The 16,489-nt window shown below is 41.2% G+C and carries 13 protein-coding genes and 3 tRNA genes; 4 read left to right on the top strand and 12 right to left on the bottom strand.

What is annotated here, in order from left to right; all coding sequences use genetic code 11:
* A partial coding sequence (locus tag WN50_RS25470) for an RNA-guided endonuclease InsQ/TnpB family protein (protein WP_049561183.1) occupies positions 1-471 on the top strand: 471 nt, incomplete at its 5' end.
* A gap of 185 nt (positions 472-656) precedes the next feature.
* The gene (locus tag WN50_RS25475) at positions 657-2,447 is read left to right on the top strand and encodes a two-component system response regulator (RefSeq protein WP_049561186.1); all 1,791 of its coding nucleotides are present in this window, start codon (positions 657-659) and stop codon (positions 2,445-2,447) included.
* 269 nt (positions 2,448-2,716) lie between these two features.
* On the opposite strand, the gene WN50_RS25480 is transcribed toward WN50_RS25475, so the two are convergent.
* From WN50_RS25480 to WN50_RS25495, 4 genes are all read right to left on the bottom strand, one after another.
* Entirely contained in the window at positions 2,717-3,685 is a 969-nt protein-coding gene (locus WN50_RS25480) for a protochlorophyllide reductase (protein WP_046278405.1), read from the bottom strand.
* Between the two features lie 425 nt (positions 3,686-4,110).
* On the bottom strand, positions 4,111-5,463 hold the full coding sequence (locus WN50_RS25485) for a DCC1-like thiol-disulfide oxidoreductase family protein (RefSeq protein ID WP_049561187.1): 1,353 nt from the start codon (positions 5,461-5,463) through the stop codon (positions 4,111-4,113).
* Between the two features lie 14 nt (positions 5,464-5,477).
* Positions 5,478-5,975, bottom strand: a complete 498-nt coding sequence (locus tag WN50_RS25490) for a hypothetical protein (protein WP_046278404.1) — start codon at positions 5,973-5,975, stop codon at positions 5,478-5,480.
* Between the two features lie 56 nt (positions 5,976-6,031).
* Positions 6,032-7,306 carry an NAD(P)/FAD-dependent oxidoreductase gene (locus WN50_RS25495; RefSeq protein ID WP_046278403.1) on the bottom strand — a complete coding sequence of 425 codons (1,275 nt, stop codon included), beginning with the start codon at positions 7,304-7,306 and terminating at the stop codon, positions 6,032-6,034.
* Positions 7,307-7,815: 509 nt separating this feature from the next.
* Between WN50_RS25495 and WN50_RS25500 the strand changes: the two genes are divergently transcribed.
* Positions 7,816-7,897: transfer RNA gene (locus WN50_RS25500), tRNA-Leu, on the top strand.
* A 154-nt stretch (positions 7,898-8,051) separates the two neighbouring features.
* Here the strand turns inward: WN50_RS25500 and WN50_RS25505 are convergent.
* The 8 genes from WN50_RS25505 to tnpA all read right to left on the bottom strand — a co-directional run bounded on the left by WN50_RS25505 (position 8,052) and on the right by tnpA (position 14,541).
* Positions 8,052-8,123: transfer RNA gene (locus WN50_RS25505), tRNA-Thr, on the bottom strand.
* 19 nt (positions 8,124-8,142) lie between these two features.
* Positions 8,143-8,224, bottom strand: a tRNA-Tyr gene (locus WN50_RS25510).
* A 70-nt stretch (positions 8,225-8,294) separates the two neighbouring features.
* The gene (locus WN50_RS25515; protein WP_425354841.1) at positions 8,295-9,398 is read right to left on the bottom strand and encodes a hemolysin family protein; all 1,104 of its coding nucleotides are present in this window, start codon (positions 9,396-9,398) and stop codon (positions 8,295-8,297) included.
* Between the two features lie 155 nt (positions 9,399-9,553).
* Positions 9,554-11,377 (bottom strand): ABC transporter ATP-binding protein, encoded by a 1,824-nt coding sequence (locus WN50_RS25520; RefSeq protein ID WP_046278401.1) that lies wholly within the window; start codon positions 11,375-11,377, stop codon positions 9,554-9,556.
* A 157-nt stretch (positions 11,378-11,534) separates the two neighbouring features.
* Entirely contained in the window at positions 11,535-11,672 is a 138-nt protein-coding gene (locus WN50_RS35510; RefSeq protein WP_200906355.1) for a hypothetical protein, read from the bottom strand.
* A gap of 131 nt (positions 11,673-11,803) precedes the next feature.
* Entirely contained in the window at positions 11,804-13,264 is a 1,461-nt protein-coding gene (locus tag WN50_RS25525; protein WP_046278400.1) for an ion transporter, read from the bottom strand.
* 351 nt (positions 13,265-13,615) lie between these two features.
* A complete protein-coding gene (locus WN50_RS25530; protein WP_046278399.1) occupies positions 13,616-13,951 on the bottom strand; it encodes a ribbon-helix-helix domain-containing protein in 336 nt (111 codons plus the stop codon).
* Positions 13,952-14,148: 197 nt separating this feature from the next.
* The gene (gene tnpA / locus WN50_RS25535; RefSeq protein ID WP_046278398.1) at positions 14,149-14,541 is read right to left on the bottom strand and encodes an IS200/IS605 family transposase; all 393 of its coding nucleotides are present in this window, start codon (positions 14,539-14,541) and stop codon (positions 14,149-14,151) included.
* A gap of 49 nt (positions 14,542-14,590) precedes the next feature.
* Here tnpA and WN50_RS25540 point away from each other — a divergent pair, with 49 nt between their 5' ends.
* The gene (locus tag WN50_RS25540) at positions 14,591-15,853 is read left to right on the top strand and encodes an RNA-guided endonuclease InsQ/TnpB family protein (protein WP_046278397.1); all 1,263 of its coding nucleotides are present in this window, start codon (positions 14,591-14,593) and stop codon (positions 15,851-15,853) included.
* Positions 15,854-16,489 lie beyond the last annotated feature (636 nt).

Consider the following 16,489-nt stretch of genomic DNA (forward strand, 5'->3'; position numbering starts at 1 on the left):
GGGAAGGAATCGAGGTTTCAAAAATGGGTCAATCACAACATCAGCAAACAGCTTGTTGAAGTTGCTCAACAGCTTAATTCTGCAATCGCTTTTGAGGACTTGTCCTGTATCCGATTGAGAACAAAAGTTAGAAAGAAAACCCTCACCGAAATCAACCGATGGGCTTTCTATCAGTTGCGCTTGTTTACCGAGTACAAAGCCCGTATTGCCGGAGTTGACGTGATTTTGGTTGCTCCAAGGTACACCAGCCAAACTTGTTCGATATGCCACCACATCCACCCCGAACCGGGAAAGTCTTACCGTCAGGGAAAAGTGTTTAAATGTGGTTTCTGTGGTTTTAAACATGACGCTGACGTTAATGGAGCGTTGAATATTGCTCAGTTAGGGGCTGTTGTAAATCAGCCTGAAATCTCGACCTATTCTTGTCAATTAGAGGGGCAACTTTTGTTGTTTCCTGATGGGGTGGGTTAGGGATAGAGCCTCTGCCAAAAGCTTTGCGTTGGCGATGGGTAGTTTACTAGATATGATGTAAGTCTAGCCTGAAATTACTGTCTGTTGGGGAGTGATGGAGAATTTAGAGAGTATCAAGTTTAATGTGTATTTTTAATTGTTTTTAGTTTTAGGTTGTCAACTACCCAGTTTCCTTTTTGCCCAAGATGGATCAACAAACCCTTCCCATCGACAATTCTGATATTCTCATTGTTGACGATCAACCTGCCAACCTGCGGCTTTTGTCAAGATTACTCAGTCGCAAAGGATATGAGGTTCGTCAAGCGATTAACGGTACAATGGCGTTACAAGCGGTTCAGGCGAAGTTGCCTCAGTTGATTCTGTTGGATATTATGATGTCAGATCTCGATGGTTATGAGGTCTGTTCTCGTTTGAAAGCTAATCCCGAAACGGCTGATGTTCCGGTTATTTTTTTGAGTGCGCTTGATGATGTTTTTGATAAGGTGAAAGCGTTTACAGTCGGGGCTGTAGATTATATTAGCAAACCGTTTCAATCTCAAGAAGTTTTAGCTCGGGTACAACATCATCTCGCCTTACAAGCGGTGAATCAAAAAATTTCTCTACTGAATGCGGAACTTGAACAACAAGTTAAAGAACGGACTCATCAATTGGAGGAAGTTCATGCTAAATTGACTAAAATGGCGTTTCACGATGAGTTAACAGGTCTACCTAATCGAGCCTTATTTATAGATCGATTACAAGAGGCACTCAAACAAGCTCAAGCTGATTCTTCTTATAAGTTTGGATTGCTGTATATTGATTGCGATCGCTTCAAAGTGGTTAATGATTCTCTCGGTCATTCGGTTGGTGATCAGTTATTAACGGCGGTGGCTCATCGATTAGCAGAGGCTTTACCCGAGGTTAATATATTAGCACGGTTAGGCGGCGATGAATTTGCGATTCTCCTGACTCAAGTTGCAGATATTACGCCAGCAGTAGGGGTTGCTGAAAAAGTAATTGAAACTTTATCTTGTCCTTTCAAGCTGCGAAAATATGATGTTTATGTGAATGCGAGTATTGGTATTGCTTTGAGTAATAGTAGTTATACTCAACCTGAGCATATTCTCCGAGACGCAGATGCAGCGATGTATCGGGCTAAAAAACAGGGAAATCGCTATCAAGTGTTTGACCCGGCAATGTATCATAAAGCGGTGCAAACGCTGCAAATTGAAACGGATTTACGGAAAGCGATTTCTCTCAATGAATTGAAACTCAATTATCAGCCGATTATTGATTTAAAGACGGGGAAATTGATGGGGTTTGAAGCTTTAGCACGCTGGATACATTCAAATCTGGGTTTTATTTCACCTGCTGAATTTATTCCGATAGCCGAAGAAACAGGTTTAATTATTCCGATTGGTTATTGGATATTAGAACAAACTTGTCAACAACTGAAAACCTGGCAAATGAACGGTTTGGCGGGGGCAGAAATTACAATTAATGTCAATTTATCTGCGCGTCAATTTTCTCAAATAGATTTGATTTCGCAAATTGACAAAATTTTAGAAAAAACGTCTCTAGACTCTCAATATCTAAAGTTTGAGATTACAGAAAGTGCGATTATGGAAAATCAACAAAAAGCACAAAATGTTTTAGAACAACTTCGTGAGCGGCACATTCATATTTGTTTAGATGATTTTGGGACGGGTTATTCTTCTCTGAGTTATCTTGATTGTTTTTCGATTGATACCTTGAAAATTGATAAATCTTTTACAGGACGTTTAAATGGAACTGCTGAAAAACTGGGGTTAGTACCTGTTATTATTAATATTGCTCATCACATGGGGATGAATGTTGTCGCGGAAGGGGTTGAAACAGAAGAACAATTAAACCAGTTAAAAGAACTCAATTGTGATTTTGGTCAAGGTTATTTATTCGCAAAACCATTGGATGTGGAAAATGCAACTCAGCTATTAGAATCATCTCCTCAATGGTAAACCCCGTTAGGAGCAATTGTATTTTTGACAACTGTGGGATTATTACAGATAAAAGGCTCAAACTGTGTAGCCTGAGCCTGTGAAAATTTATGCTAAAATCGGTGTAATTGAAACACGATCTAAAAAATCATCAAACTCTAAAACAGAGAAAAAATGCGTTTTCTATAAGAGTTTTCATCCGTAAGGGCGGGTTGAATTGCACTTTATCGATTGATAGAATGGCGAATCTACCTATCCCAAATCGGCTGCAAAAACTCTATACACACAAGTTATGCCAGTCCAACTAATTTAGCACTTAGTTCCCACAACCGTTCGGCTTTACTATCGTCGAGGGCTTCATTGGATACCTCTTGAACAAAAGACTGGCGACCTTCTTTTTGTCGATTTCCCCAACTCCAATAAACACCAGATTTGTTGTATTCGGGGTCAGCTACAACCATCGCCACCCGTTCACCTGCGAGTTCTTCGGAGACAAATCCGCCTGTTATATTTTTTTGGAACCAAGGAAAAATCTTCTGAAACAGTGGATAATGATTTCTGAACAAAGCTGTTGTCGCGACACAACCGGGATACAGAGAACTAAACACAATTCCCGTCGATTCGTGATAACGACGATGCAACTCCCGCATCGTTAAAACATTGCAGAGTTTACTATCTTTGTAGGCTTTACCCGATTTAAACTTTTTACCATCAATCATCGTAATCGGGGCTTTAAATCCGGCTTCTAATCCTTGCAGATTTCCTAAGTCGGGAGGTGCAGGAATGGGAATTTTTCCGCCTAATTCTTTGGGGTTTGCGGTTACAGTTCCTAATATAATCAGTCGGGGTTGGGAAGTGCCTGAATGCTTCAAATCCTCTAACATCAGGTTACACAGCAGAAAATGTCCCAGGTGGTTCGTCGCCACACTTAATTCATAGCCATCTGCACTTCGTAACGGTTCCTTCTCTAAGGGGAGATAAACCGCCGCATTACAGACTAAAGCATCGAGAGACTTTCCGCTTTCCCGAAATGTCTTGACAAACTGGCGAACACTCTCTAGGGAGGCTAAGTCGAGAGGCATGATAGTATAGCTGTCGGCGGGAATTCCAACGGACTGAGCGGCTTTTTCCGTTTTCTCTACATTCCGACAAGCCATCACCACATACCAGCCCTTTTTAGCTAAGGCATTTGCGGCTTGTAAACCCACTCCTGACGAGGCTCCGGTAATTACGACCGTTGACTTCTGATGTTGTTCCATGGTGTTCAGACTCAGTAGATCGCTATTAATTTTTTCAGGATCTAATACTACTCAATTACAAGATGATATTGTCTCATTCTTGGTTACTGATTACTTTTGTTGCTGAGGCGAAGTGTTTGGAAAGCTTGTCTGCTATTGGAAAACCGGAACGTAAAGAACTATTACAACTGATTTCAACTGATTTCTCTGTCCGTTAGCCGTTTCCGACAGCACCTCTGACTTGCGATAGAAAGGGCAAAATCGAAAACTCTATCTTTAGACAGTGGTGCAATTGGGTTTGTCGATGTGATAATCAATCCAGAATGAATGCGTTTGTTTGTTCCTTATCGACAAGAAAGACTTGAGGGTATTTTTAAGGGACTGGGCAGTTAACCCAGTCCTTATTTTTTTGCAAAATCTCACGAACACCTTAGATTTGAGTGAACTTACTTCTGAGAATCTATCGAGCAAGTTTCAAAACTACATTGATTAAAGCGTTTTCTTCTAGATGCGACAAACTTGTAGATTTTGGGGCCAAAATTCGATGAACCTGGAAGATAGAGAACCAGTTGTAACGGCCATAAAATCGGAATATACCGCAAAATTTCTCGAAAGGCAAAAAATCCCTTTTTGACCGCTCCATTCGGTAAAATTAAGTGCATTTCCTCTAGACAAGCTTGCAAGGAAATCTGTGGATGAGTCTCAGCTATCGTTTTCCATCGTTGTTCTAAATCACTGTAAATTAGACGATTAAACCAATCAAAATAACACAATACTGTCATTGAGCGAATACACAGAGGACATAGACCATCATAGAGAATTTCCGGTTTCTGATTTGAGGCGGAAGACCAGGGACGAGTCGTGAATTTTTGAACAATAGAAGCCCAAGGAATAAACACCGCATAAAGTGCAATAAACTGGAAAAAAGGCGCTCTCTGGGCTAAATAAATGCCGATGTGAAGAGATGCTCCTAAAGGAATATAAATCCAGACAAGTTGTGGAAAAATCAGCACGAGAAAGAAAGTGGCTTCAAACCCAACCGCCATCAATGAAGATAGCACCGCCATTGTATGATTATGTGCGAGCCAGACTCCTAAATCACTTCCCCAGCGCAAACCATCTGTTAGCAAATAGTATTGCAGTGTATATCCATTGAACCAATCTAATCCATCATTCGTGAGTTTAGCTAGTCCAGCACTCAGATAAACCAATGCAAACATCCACTGCACAAACAGTAACGGCCAGCGAGCAAAACTGCTATTTTCCTCTACAATATTGAAGGTTTCAAACTTTCGTTTTTTCAGGTTAAATTGAATCCGTTTTCCGATGTCATCAATCGATAAAACTCGACCAGATGGACTGAGTGCAAGCACAAATAAAGCCATCATCATTAAAGCTTCAGGATGATGATATTTTCCAAAAGAATAGAGATATTTTTGCATCCAAAGACAGCCGAGTGAGAAGGGGATTAAACTCAAGTTGGTTTTGAAACCGAGTAAAGCAAAAAGCCCTGTTCCTACGGTAATCCAGTAAATCGCAAATAGAAAAATATCGGGTGGCGGTTCACTCCAGCCAAAGGGTAAAGTTAGTAATTGAACAAAAGGTAAAGGAGTATAAACAGCATCTGGCCATGAGGCTCGATTCAAGATATTATTGAAATAGTCTGGTTTGAGAATATAGATGAGTTGAAAGGTGACAAAAATAATCCGACAAATAGCCAGATTAAACAAGGGAGCTGGACGAAACCAGTAATTATTCCAGATTTCTAAGATTGAATGTTGACGTTTTTGTATTTCCATGTTTTTGATCCAGGCTATTTTTGAAATATAGTTTTTGTGACGGTTTCAGGAAGGCTTTTAATACCGTCTTTGGTAATTTTATAACTGTCCACGTTTAACAATAGTTCCTGAATCTGCTTTCCATTTTTAGCTTCATACAGTTTGATAAATTCAGATAATGTCTGCTCATCCTTTTGTATATTTGCTGTATAAGTTTTAAACTTATAATCTTTCATTCCCAGTGATTTATGATTGAAAACTCCTTCTGTTCCATCGGTTAATTTACCAACTAAAGTATACTTTTTGACGGTTTCTCCTTCATACTTTGCACTGCTATACATTGCATAGGATAAAAAAGGATAAAGTAGCGGATCACAACCTACATTAACAGCAGCAGGTAAAAAAGAAAAGATCTGCCCTAAGCAAAAAAATCTAACCGCAGCCCCTGCTTGCAAAATTAAGCAGATCAGGATCAACGGAGAGATGAGCTGTTTTGCTCTGTTTTCGAGATTTATGGAAAGTGTGGTTTTCATTGTTTTTCCCTGATATTAATGCTTGTTTCCGTTAAAAAACTTGAATCACGACTGAACTAAAGAAAAAATGAGAATGCTTTTTTGAATCGATAAACTCCTTGTTTAAACCCTTGGATAAATTGCTGAACACTTTTTAAAGCTAATCGTTTTAATCGATAACGAACAACTTGATAACGATGATCAATTGTCGGCATTCTGAGCAAGATATAAACAGCTTTTCGAGTCAAACGAGCGAGAAATCCTTTCAGTTCTATTCCAAAACTAGAGACAGTTGCAGCGTGAACTCCTAACGTTAACATCTGTCCTAAATGTAAATAATGAAACGCTCGTAAGGGTTTTTTATCAATTGCTGCTTTGAGATTTTTAGCCGCACAATTTGCTTGTTGAAATGCGGCTTGAGCCGTTGTTGGAACTTGTTGACCTTTGCGATCGCGTATATCTGCTAAATCACCTAAAGCAAAGACTTCAGGAAAATCAATCAGTTGCAGTGTCGGTTGAGTTAGTAGCTGTCCTTGACTATTATGTTGACATGAGAGAAGATGTAGCCATTCTCTGGCTTGAGTTCCAATGGTTCCAATCACTAAATCCACAGGAACAGTATAGGTTTGACTTCCCTGAATTATATTAATAGAATTTTCACCTACCGCCTGAACTTGGGTTTGAAACTTGATCTGAACACCCCGATTAATTAGGGATTTATACGCCACATTTTGGCAACAGGTAGAAAAGTTTTTGAGGATTTTTTGACCTCGAACAATTAAAGAAATCTCGCCTCGTTCTCCTAAACGATCTACTAATTTCCCTGCTAATTCAACTGCATTTGCTCCGCCACCGAGAATTCCAACTCTAATTTTAGATAAGTTAGAATTTTCGAGAATGTGTAGTTTCTCTTGCAAACGTATTGCATCACTTAGGGTTCGGAAAGCATAAGCATGAGTCGAGACACCTGGAACATCAGAATAGGTTCGTCTTCCAACAGCGAGAACTAAATAATCGTAGAATAAAGCAGGGCTATCTTGCAGTTGAATTTGATGTCTTTCTAAATCAACCCCTTGGATCGTTCCTTGATGAAATTGCACCTCAGTGTCTATTAATAATTTTTGAAAGGGAGGCGCAACTTCCCAAGTTTGAAGTTCTCCTGTGATTAATTCATAGAGAAAGGGAGTAAACAGGAAGCGATCTTTTTGATCAATTAAAATAATTTCGGGTTTGTTCGCTTTAGATCTAAATAGACGATCTAAGTACAAAGCTGTGTATAACCCCGCAAACCCACCCCCGAGAATACAAATTCGAGCTTGATTGCTCGACCCTGATTGTAAATTTTTCAGCATATATTAGCCTCTTACATAGAGAGGTTTGTCAATAGCTTAATTAGACCGATGAACGCTATCCAAGCGATAGCAGTGACTGGGTAAAGTTTAGAGGTTTTTTTGAAACTTTCAAGGATTTTATCAAACAATAGAAATGAGCTTATGCGGTTCAAATGACTAATACAAGATACTTATGTAAAATAATCCGGGTGGAATGTAAAGGGTTTGTAAAATCTCTCTTGATTTTTTAGGGATTTAGCTTAAACTTGATCCATTTTTCCAAGATTTGAGGCGATCGCATTTCTCGGGCTGAGGTTGAGGGACTGATGTTTTTCCCGAATTCCTCAAATTTATTGGATTTTATTGATTAATCTAAGTAGTCGGACATAAATCAACCAAGCTGTGTCAACAACTGTAAATCTTGCTCAATTCCTTACGGTTCCCAGATCCGCCGGAACCTGTTCCCTTGTCTTCACGATTAACTTGACTTTTCCCCGACGACTTATGCTATAATAGAATGCTAGGAATAAGCGGACGTGGCGGAATTGGTAGACGCGCTAGATTTAGGTTCTAGTACCGCAAGGTGTGAAGGTTCAAGTCCTTTCGTCCGCATTAACTTCATAAAAAAAACACTTAAGGGACAAGGTTTTCACTTGCGGATTTGTCGATATTTGCAGAATCTCAATGGTTTTGACCGTAATAAACCTAACTTGGTTTTATTACTAAAGACGTTATACAATAAGGGTTTTCCGAAGTCTATCAAAAAAGCCCGTGACGAGGATTGAACTCGTGACCTCACCCTTACCAAGGGTGTGCTCTACCACTGAGCCACACGGGCATTAATTAGAAATTTGAGGTGGGCCGAGCTGGATTTGAACCAGCGTAGGCGTAGCCAGCGGATTTACAGTCCGCCCCCATTAACCACTCGGGCATCGACCCATTTATTCTACAATAAATCAATGTAGCAGGATTTTTCTGAAAAAGCAAGCATTTTAGAAAAAAAGTTGAGCTAAGAATTGGGGTTTTCAGAAGAAGGCGATCGCGGGCGAGAAGCAGATCTCGGAGTTGGCGAGGGTTTCTGAGGTGTTTTAGTGCGTTTGCTGAGAGTAGAAGTAGCCGAAGCTGCCGAAGATCTCACTCGAGTCGTGCGACTGGGAAAATCACTCTCATCGTAAATTTCGCCAACCAACTCCTCTAAAATATCCTCCAACGTCACCAATCCCACAGTCCCGCCATACTCATCAACAACAATCGTCATGTGAATGCGCTGTTGTAACATTTCCTTGAGCAAATCTCCGACTCGTTTGGTTTCAGGAACATAAACGGGGGGACTCATGGCTTCCGTGACCAACTGCGAGGTATCATGTTCGTGCGATCGCAATAACTGTAACGCTCGTTTGAGGTGAACAATCCCGACAATTTCATCTTTCGACTCACCTTGAACCGGAATCCGCGAATATCCGGTTTCCAAACACAAATCAATAACGTCTTGAATTGTCGCCTCGTGAGAAATGGTTCGCATCTCAATGCGCGGTTTAACCACTTCTCGCGCCATCAAATAATCCATCATCAACGCTTTATTCAACAGTTGATGTTTTTGCCAGTCTAGTTGACCTCGACCCCCCAAAACCTCAATCATCAGGCGCAATTCCTGTACGGACATACTGGGTTGAGTCGCACCCCGATTAAACAAACGAATTACGCTTTGAGCGATCGCTTCAAATAAATAAATAACCGGAGCCAGTATAATCGAAAGGAAATAAATCGGTCGCACAATCCCCTTAAAAATCTGTAACGCATTGCTAATCGCCAGAGATTTCGGGGTAATTTCCCCAAAAATCAGCAACAGAAACGTCACCACCGCAGTCGCAATTCCCAAACCCGCATTTCCTAACCACAATGCAAACAGGTTACTGGTGAGAATTGCGGAAAAATTATTCACCAGATTATTCCCAACTAAAAGCGTGGTAATAAATCTAGCTCGATTCTCTAAAACCAGGCTATACATTCCATTAGGATCGCCTTGTTCCTTGATTAATACCCGCAGTTTGAGGTTATCCAAGGAAGTAATCGCTGTTTCTGAACCGGAGAAAAAAGCTGAAAGTGCTAGCATCAAAGCTAACACTATCCCATCAAGCCAAACGTTTCCCAGCAAAGGCGTGGTTTCAGAAACGACGATCAGGTATTCGAGAGAGGGTGCTGCAATCACAACAGAACAGGGTATAGATAACTGTTTTGATTTTAGAGCATCATGGAAAAAGCGGGTTATCAGTTAAACAATTCCCCCGTTTCTTGTAGCAAATGTAAACGTCGGTAAATTCCCTGTTGGTTCAACAATTCCTCATGGGTTCCCACTTCAACGATTTTACCTTGGTCTAACACCACAATTTTGTCAGCTTCTCGAATCGTACTCAGACGGTGAGCAATAATAATCGTCGTTCGAGTTCCCAAAATATTGTGCATCGCCAACTGAATCGCTCGTTCTGATTCATAATCAAGGCTAGATGTCGCTTCATCAAACACTAACACATCAGGATTGACTAACAATGCCCGAGCAATTCCGAGACGCTGTTTTTGACCCCCTGATAAACGCACGCCTCGTTCCCCGACAATAGTATAATATCCCTGGGGTAAATGAGTGATAAATTCATCCGCTCGGGCAATACGACAAGCGTCTTGGACTTCCTCAAAAGTGGCTTTGGGATTCCCATAGGTGAGATTATCTAACAGGGTTCCGTTGAATACATCTACTTCTTGATGAACAATTGCTAACCGTTGACGATATCCGGTAACATTCAAGCTGCGAATATCTTCCCCATCAATCAAAACTTTCCCTTCACTGGGTTCAAAATACCGAAAGAGTAACTTGACTAAAGTTGATTTTCCCGAACCCGAACGTCCGACTAAGGCAACAGTTTTATAGGGTTCAATTAGCAAGTTGATATCCTGCAAAACCGGTTTTTCAGGACTGTAACCAAAACTCAAGTCAGAAAATTCTACTTTTCCAGTAAACTGATAATTGGGTGTAGATTGTTCGTTTGGGTTAACGCTTAGAACAACACCATCTTGACCTTCTGGGAGTTGTAGAAATTCGTGAAAACGCAGCATCGAAGCATAACGACGGGCAAAAACTTCAGCGAGTTGAGTAATCGGCGTGAGTTCTGAATAAGCCATACTCGCTAAGGTGTAAGCAGTCACAAAATAACCCAGAGAAATTTTTCCGCCTACAGTGGCCGCTAACATAAACCCTAACACCGCAAACAAACAACATTGAACAATGGTCGTTTGATAGGTGCCGAGTATGACATAGCCTCTGTGAATGCGATGAATCACCATGAATAATTCTCGTTCTAAACGAGTGCTTTGTCGCTTTAATTCTTGGGCTTCTGTCGCAAAGGCTTTCACCGTTTTAATATTGGTGATAATCTCAGAGTTGCGGCTTTCAGTGTTTTCTTCGTGACGATCTAGAACTTCCTCTTGATCTATTAGATGTTTGAGGGTTTTTAGGGTCAAGCCTAAAATGACAATAAAAGATGTTAAAAACAGTAAGGCAATACGCCACTGAATGATCCAAAGGACAACAAAAATCCCCAAAACTCTCACCAATTTCGGAATCAGTTGACCTGCTATTTCCGGGTATGTCCAAGTTTGGCTGGCAATGCCTTTTGCAACACGACTGGCAACCCGTCCAGGGTTATTTTCATCGTAAAATTCTAGGGGAAGGGTTAAAATTTTCCGAATGGCAAGACGATGATAATCTCGCCGTGCTTTTAACGCAATGACCCAATGAAACCAAACCCCTAACCAGGGTTGAACCGGGGCTTTGGCAACTGTTACCACAAAAATTAAACTCGACAGTACAATCAGAGAGAGTTGACTGTTAACGGGGTTTCCTGTCAAATTGGCGATCGCACTCACGATAGTTTGCATGAGGCGATCAAGGGGTTGATTGGATAAAACGTTTAAAATTTGACCAATTGCATAGGGAACCACCAGATCGAGAAGTTCAAACACACAGGCGGCACCAATGCTGAGGATCGACAATGGCAAATACTGCCGATAATAGTTGCAGATATCCCGAAAGGTAGCCATAAGTCCGGTTGATATGCACCATACGACAACAGATTACAATTATACTACATTTCTTTGAAAAAATAAAGATGCGATCGCGATCACATCTTCGGGTGAGGGATGAGTTTCCCTCTATTGTTGATTTTCCTTGCGGTTGTATATTCTGAATTTTGGAGTTTTAGAAGGAATAAGCGGTTTGAAGCGCCCAAACGACGAGAAAACCGACTCCTCCCAAGACAAGGATAGAGGAAACCAACACCACAACGGGGCTGTCGGCTCCCTGAAACTTCATAATTCCACGATTCAAGTCAGACATAGCAAATTTTACCCAACTCTACAATTAATGTAGCAAATTGTCTGCAAGGATGATCGTCGAGAAAGTTAAATCATTTTGTAGTTTTTAATTGAAACGTTTATCCTTTGAGTTGGTTCTCTCAGCTAAAGATGTCAAAACTGAACATCATGGCTAGCAATCAAAATAATTTGATCATCTTGTTTAAACGTATAATGATTCGGATTGACACAATATCCTCCATTGGCTTCATCAACTGCAATTAAAATCGCATTGTGAACTTGTTTTAGATGAATAAATAACTCTAAAAAAGTGTGATCAACCCATTCAGGTTTTAAGGGAATTCGATAAAAATGATTGCCACCTTGATAACTCAAAAGTTCTCCAAAAACTTCCATTAATCCATGATTGAGAGCCACTTGAGCGAGTAAAAATGCACTATGTTCTTGACTAACAACATAAGCATTCACATTTCCCAGTGCCAGATGAGAAGCATATTCACGATTAATCAATTCGGCACAAGTATAAACACTGGGATTGAGTTTTTCAGCCGTTAAAGCCGCTAAAATTGTCCGAGCGTCTGCATCTTGTTCACTGCGTCCATGACTTTTATCGGAGAGAATAATGCAAGTATTGGCTCGACGAATGCCTGCTTTTTCTAAAACGGTAACTTTAGTAAAATCATCATCAAGAAACCGCACAATCGATCTTAAATCTGGATCGATAATCGTATGTTCATCATCGACAAACGCAATCACAACAACAGGTGTATCTTTAGTCTTTCCGGCGGCTTTGTATTCTCGGACAATAATTTCTGCTTTGCGATTCCAACCACAAATAATGGTATGATCACTTAATTGATCGAGTTCCATAAGCGTATTTTCATTGCGAAGTTTATCCACCATAAATGCTGAGACGGTTCCGGTAAATACAACAAACAAAGTCATGTGCATCAACATCAAACAAACCGTCATAATTCGTCCGCCTAAAGACTTGATCGGACTGAGGACAGGTTCACCGGAAAAGAGAGAATAGATACTATACCAAAGGGCTTCTTCTAAGGTTTCGATTTCGGGATTATTTCCTCTTTCAAAACCAAAAATGATCATACTCCCAAATAAAACGGTGAGCAACAATAGCTCAAAAATTAGAAAATATTCAGGAGTACGCCGTTTAAGGTTTAACGGTAACATATTAGTATAATGAATGATCAGGCTAAATAATCGCAAAGCCCGCAATAATCTTAATAATTGCAGAACCGCAGGCATTCCCACAAATTGCAAAAGCGGTAATAGGGCGATCAGATCGAGCCAATAGGAGCGAAAAAAACGCTGTTTAGAAGTAGCGGCGAGCCAACGTAATCCTAACTCAAGAGCAAAAATTGCTGTAATAATTTGTTGAATTGTTTCGATTTTTCCGGTTGAGGGAAAAGCATTCGGTTGAGACAAGGCAACGAGAGTTAATCCCACCGAGATCACGATTAATAAGGCAAGGGTTAAGTCAACAATTGATTTTCTAAAAAAACGATTGAGTTTTCCTTTAAAACTTTTAAGTTTTTGCTTTATTTTTGGTTGAATACTTTGTAATACGTTACTCCAATTACGAGGAAGCCTCATGTCAATTTCCCCAAAAAATACTCAGACCCTTTCCCTACTGAATTTAACAGTAAACATCAATCAGTGATCAGGGCATATAGCAGTAAGCGAATACATTAGGACATTTCTAAATCCTAAAACCCCTTCACCGTCTACTGTTCCCTCTCTTGCAAACTGTGCTTCTGCCGGAAACCGCGCCCGCCGCAAGTTTGCGCTGTTCCCTGTTCCCTGTTCCCTGTTCCCGATTCAAGTAGCGCTATAACTGTAAAAGCCTCAATTAAAGTCCCCGTAGAAGTCCTGACTAACGATCTTTCTACGGGGAGTATCACACAAAACTCTTAGAACATCGCCTAGAATGTGGCGGAAGTCGAGTTAATCATTCAAACTATCTAGACTCAAAGGCACCAGATCTCCATTACTCGTAAACCCTAATAACATCGGTTCTTGTGGTCGAATGATTTGGCCTGTGAGGACGCAACGTTCCTCCTGTTGTGCTGTCGCCGATAAAATGGCTCGAATATCCTCTCGGGAAAACTGAGGTCGATACTCGCCCGATTTTTGTTGAACATAATTCCATAAAATGTCTCGAATTAACGCTTGATAGCCTTGGTTTTTGGCAAGATCTTTTAATCTCTCCTTCAGTTCCCGCTCCAAACGGATGCTGGTTACTTCCATGTCAGTGGTTGAAGTCCGAGGTAAGGTATACATGATTTTTTCCTCCAAAAAGGTAGACAGTGCTGTAATACTTAGTGTAGTATAAACAAAGTCAGATTCAAAATAGCTGCAATGGAGGTATAGCTTTCTCGTGACATTATCCCTGACCCGATTGACCAGAAAGCGCGGCAAGCCCCTGCCTTCAGGCATGGGGAAGGATAGCGATGCGACCGACCAACAGGAGGAAGCAACTATACCAATTGTTGGTCTTTAATGTATTGCTTGATCACTGCCAACGGCGCACCTCCCACCGTCGCCACAAAGTATGAATTTGTCCAAAGAGTAGGGATTCGAGATTTTAGCGCGGGGAATTCATCGCGTAATAGCTTGGAACTCCGACCTTTCATCCTTTTTACTACTCTGTGAATACCAAACTGTGGGTCGCAACTAATCAACAAGTGAACGTGGTCTTTGTCTGTCTCCATCTCATAAAGCTCACACCTCACATCAACGACTACTTGAGCCAAGATTTCTTTCAGCCTAGCCTCAACGTCTCCTATCAGGACTTTGCGACGGTATTTAACGCACCAAACAACGTGGTACTGGCAGTTGTAAACAATATTGTTGTTTGATTTGAATTCCATATTGTGTTAGATAGCTGCAAGCTGTATAATATCATCAGGAGGTAAAATAATGTTTGGATGTCAGCAAATCCTGCTCAATGCAGACTCATCAATACGGGGGATTCTTGAATTTCTCTGCGGTGAATCAAATAAGCTGCATAACTGTGGTGTTTATCTTTCTCGTCAGTTGTACTTCAAGACTGGCAAGATTCCTAGCAAGTTTGATTTGCATCGAGAATTGAAAGGCAACGAGCATTTTCAGGCGATGTATTCTCATGTGTCGCAGCAATGCCTAACAACTGTAGCAGAATCGTTTAAGTCCTATTTGGGGCTTTTAAAGGGTATTAAAAAAGGTACTGTCAATCAACGACCAAAGTTGCCAAACTATCGCAAGCCAGGATTGAATTTGGTCACGTTCCCCGGTGCCGACGTGAAACTGAAGCCAAAGGGGTTGCGCTTTCCGCTTGGCAGACAGGTTAAAGCATGGTTTGGGTTGGATGCTTTCTATTTGCCAATGCCGTCAAACCTAGAATTCAAGGCGATTCGTGAGTATCGAATCCTGCCTCGAAACGGCGCGTTTTACCTTGAATTGGTCTACAAGGTTGAATCTGTGCAATCTGATGTTGATGCGGCTAATGTTTTAGGAATTGATCCGGGATTGAATAATTGGATCACCTGCGTGAGCAACATCGGAACATCATTCGCAGTTGATGGGTTGCATCTCAAATCCCTGAATCAGTGGTACAACAAGCGAGTATCTGTGCTGAAAGAGGGTCAGCCTCAAGGATTTTGGTCAAAGCAGCTATCCGGGATAACTGAAAAGAGGAATAGGCAGGTGCGAGATGCCGTTAACAAAGCGGCTCGAATTGTACTGAATCATTGCATTGAGCATCGAATCGGCACAATAGTATTCGGCTGGAACAAAGAGCAACGGCAAGAAATCAATCTTGGCAGTAAGACAAATCAAAAGTTTGTTCAGATCCCGACTGCCAGACTGAAAGACCGCATCGCTCAACTGTGTGAGCAGTACGGCATTCAGTTCGTCGAAACCGAAGAATCGTACACCAGTAAAGCTAGTTTCCTAGACCTTGATGAACTACCTACATTCGGTGCAAAACCCTTATGGTGGAAAGAGTCTGGGAAGCGTGTTAAGCGTGGGCTGTATCGGTCTAAGGATGGCTTCAAAATTAATGCCGACTGCAATGGTGCGGCGAATATTTTGAGAAAAGTAGCGGCGAAATTGGGTTTCAATCTCGATGGAGTCAGTAGGGGTGCTTTGATTGCGCCTTTGAAAGTCCGGATTTGGGCTGTTCAAGAATCCCCGTCCCTTTAGGGCTGGGGAGTATCAATGGCATCTTTGCTCCCAACTTCTTTGGCAGTTGGGGAACTCTCTTACAATGCGTTTCTCCGGCGATCGCAATACAAGAGGGTCAGTATGATCGTGGTTATGGAATCTATCGAGAATCCTTTAAACGGGTGAATCATCTTTTAAAACCTGAAGGTCTGCTGATTAATGCAGAGCCAGACAAACATAAACAAAGCGGGAGGTACGCACAGGAGAATGCCGTACCACAATAAACCAAAAAGCAATTATTTTTGCTACCCCCGCTTCAGAACTCTCTAGGCGGGGGTTTGTAGTTTAAAGTTATAAACAGAATTGACATACTCCCCATTTCTAAAGAAAGGGGATTCTCCAAGCCTCACGGCTTTGGATTACTGATTCATTGACAACCCTTACAGCCAACTGGTTTCCCAATCAACTCCAGAGGGGTGAGTCTCCCCAGTCGTTCATCTCATTTCAGAGATAGTTTCGGTATGCCCTACCGTACTTGAGAAAAAAATGCTTGATTCTCTGTACTTGGTGCTTTAAGGTTTTATCTTGCCAAAGCATTCCTGGCAAGAACCCCGTACCTTAAGTTTTCAAGGTTCATTGCATCGATTAGATGCTGGGTTTTTCAACTGGTTGAAT

The sequence above is a fragment of the Limnoraphis robusta CS-951 genome (assembly GCF_000972705.2).

What these genes read in the sequence shown, in the direction of transcription:
- WN50_RS25475 (WP_049561186.1), top strand. Translation starts at nt 657, where the DNA reads ATGGATCAACAAACCCTTCCCATCGACAATTCTGATATTCTCATTGTT.
- WN50_RS25480 (WP_046278405.1), bottom strand. Translation starts at nt 3,685, where the DNA reads ATGGAACAACATCAGAAGTCAACGGTCGTAATTACCGGAGCCTCGTCA.
- WN50_RS25485 (WP_049561187.1), bottom strand. Translation starts at nt 5,463, where the DNA reads ATGGAAATACAAAAACGTCAACATTCAATCTTAGAAATCTGGAATAAT.
- WN50_RS25490 (WP_046278404.1), bottom strand. Translation starts at nt 5,975, where the DNA reads ATGAAAACCACACTTTCCATAAATCTCGAAAACAGAGCAAAACAGCTC.
- WN50_RS25495 (WP_046278403.1), bottom strand. Translation starts at nt 7,306, where the DNA reads ATGCTGAAAAATTTACAATCAGGGTCGAGCAATCAAGCTCGAATTTGT.
- WN50_RS25515 (WP_425354841.1), bottom strand. Translation starts at nt 9,398, where the DNA reads ATGCTAGCACTTTCAGCTTTTTTCTCCGGTTCAGAAACAGCGATTACT.
- WN50_RS25520 (WP_046278401.1), bottom strand. Translation starts at nt 11,377, where the DNA reads ATGGCTACCTTTCGGGATATCTGCAACTATTATCGGCAGTATTTGCCA.
- WN50_RS35510 (WP_200906355.1), bottom strand. Translation starts at nt 11,672, where the DNA reads ATGTCTGACTTGAATCGTGGAATTATGAAGTTTCAGGGAGCCGACAGC.
- WN50_RS25525 (WP_046278400.1), bottom strand. Translation starts at nt 13,264, where the DNA reads ATGAGGCTTCCTCGTAATTGGAGTAACGTATTACAAAGTATTCAACCA.
- WN50_RS25530 (WP_046278399.1), bottom strand. Translation starts at nt 13,951, where the DNA reads ATGTATACCTTACCTCGGACTTCAACCACTGACATGGAAGTAACCAGC.
- tnpA (WP_046278398.1), bottom strand. Translation starts at nt 14,541, where the DNA reads ATGGAATTCAAATCAAACAACAATATTGTTTACAACTGCCAGTACCAC.
- WN50_RS25540 (WP_046278397.1), top strand. Translation starts at nt 14,591, where the DNA reads ATGTTTGGATGTCAGCAAATCCTGCTCAATGCAGACTCATCAATACGG.